The organism is Parvimonas sp. D9 (assembly GCF_035282565.1).
GTDB lineage: Bacteria > Bacillota > Clostridia > Tissierellales > Peptoniphilaceae > Parvimonas > Parvimonas micra.
In genome coordinates, this window is sequence record NZ_JAYKBM010000019.1 from 1 (window position 1) to 1,250 (window position 1,250).

Annotated in this window: 3 protein-coding genes; all 3 read left to right on the forward strand. The window is 49.4% G+C overall.

All coding sequences use genetic code 11. The features are described 5' to 3' along the window. On the forward strand, nucleotides 1-615 hold a 615-nt coding region (locus tag VJI94_RS07775; RefSeq protein WP_324008926.1), incomplete at its 5' end, for an N-acetylmuramidase family protein. Between the two features lie 10 nt (nucleotides 616-625). Next, nucleotides 626-1,009: a hypothetical protein gene (locus VJI94_RS07780; RefSeq protein ID WP_324008927.1), complete on the forward strand. Its 384-nt coding sequence runs from the start codon at nucleotides 626-628 to the stop codon at nucleotides 1,007-1,009. A 9-nt stretch (nucleotides 1,010-1,018) separates the two neighbouring features. Continuing rightward, on the forward strand, nucleotides 1,019-1,237 hold the full coding sequence (locus VJI94_RS07785) for a hypothetical protein (RefSeq protein WP_324000440.1): 219 nt from the start codon (nucleotides 1,019-1,021) through the stop codon (nucleotides 1,235-1,237). Nucleotides 1,238-1,250 lie beyond the last annotated feature (13 nt).

Here is a 1,250-nt window from a genome sequence, read left to right on the forward strand (position 1 = left end):
AATCTTACCACTTCCGACATTAATGCGGCGGCAATTGCGTACAAACTCAAGGCCGCACATATCCGTGCTGTTATTGAGGTGGAATCGGGTGGCGGATGGTTCACCGATATGCGCGCAGACATCCTCAACCTCGATGGGCCTGGTGGCTTTATCGATGGGGATATGCCTAAAATCCTATTCGAGGCTCTTTGGTTCCATCGTCTGACGAATGGGCGTTTTACGGCTAGCCACCCCAAAATCTCTTCCAACAAGTGGGATAAGTCTTTATATGTTGGTGGCCAAAATGAATACCGCCGCCTACATGAGGCTATGTTGCTGGATGAACTCGCCGCTCTGAAAAGTGCGTCCTGGGGTATGTTCCAGATCATGGGATTTAATCACCAGCTTGCTGGGTACAGTCTTGTGACGGATTTTGTCGTGGCGATGAAGAAGAGTGAGGCCAATCATTTGGCAGCGTTCCTATCCTTTATCACCAATTCCTCTTATCAGGGCTCTAAGCTTATTGACCTCCTCCGCAAAAATGACTTCAACGGCTTTGCCGGAGGTTATAATGGGGAAGGTCAAATTGCCCTTTATGGAGGTAAGCTATCCGCTGCCTTTAAGAAATATTCCTGAGGAGGACGACATGCGTAAAATGAGGCACTTCAAGTTTCTGCTCGGCATATCCCTCATAGGCACTTACCTATCCGCTCTCCCTGGCTGCGTAAGCATCCCTGTGGCGGGTGTGGTCCAGGTGGATCACAAAGCGCAGGCTCTCAGCCTGTATAAGGCTGGGAAGTCTCTCAAGCTGGCAGAGATCACTGCTGAGAGTGCTGTCGACCTTGGAATCATTCAAAAGGGAAGTCTAGTGGCTCTGGCTGTTGCAGACGCCCTCGACAAAGCTAAGACTAGCTATGATTTGGCAGTTGCCATCCATAATGAGTCAAAGCTGGGAGACTTCCAAGATGCTTTGTCGCAGATGAAGAAGCATCTGGATGTGGCCGGTAAGGGTGCTTACCAGGTTAAATAAGGAGGGGTTATGTCTTTAGCAACTGTTCAGGGTGTCATCAACCTAATAGCCAATGCACGAGGTGCTATTAAGGCTGTCTCCGAGGGTGTTGATGAATTGCGCCAGTCATTTGCCTTGAATAAGGATGACATTGACCAGGAGACACTGGATCGTATGCTCAATGAACTGAAGAGTGATCTCGATTCGGTTCATGCACGCGTTCAAAACAAGCTTCGCGGTTCGCTGTAGGAAGCTCTCCCTA